Below are 366 nucleotides of genomic sequence, written 5' to 3' on the forward strand. Positions count from 1 at the left end.
GCCAGCAGCACCGCCGATTTCACCTGCGCCGAGGCCATCGGCGTTGCGTAGCGCACAGGTGCGGGGCTCGGCGCGCCGAGGATGGTCATCGGCAGACGCCCGCCATGACGCCCGAAAGCCTGCGCGCCAAACAGCCGGATCGGGTCGGTCACACGGCCCATCGGGCGTTTGCGCAAAGACCCGTCGCCGGTGAAGGTCGCCACGATCGGCGAGGTCGCCATCGCGCCCATGATCAGACGCACGCCGGTGCCGGAATTGCCGCAATCGATGACGTCTTCGGGCTCGGCAAAACCGCCCACGCCCACGCCATGCACCGACCAGCTGCCGGGGCCGTGCTGCGTGACCTCGGCCCCGAAGGCGCGCATC

General features: G+C 70.2%; 1 pseudogene. It reads right to left on the reverse strand.

The annotated features are described in order from the left end of the window. Positions 1-366 (reverse strand): annotated as a pseudogene (locus tag B3D39_RS01180) (3-phosphoshikimate 1-carboxyvinyltransferase); the annotation flags it as partial.

Source organism: Thioclava sp. UBA3469, assembly GCF_002378135.1.
Taxonomy (GTDB): domain Bacteria; phylum Pseudomonadota; class Alphaproteobacteria; order Rhodobacterales; family Rhodobacteraceae; genus Thioclava; species Thioclava sediminum.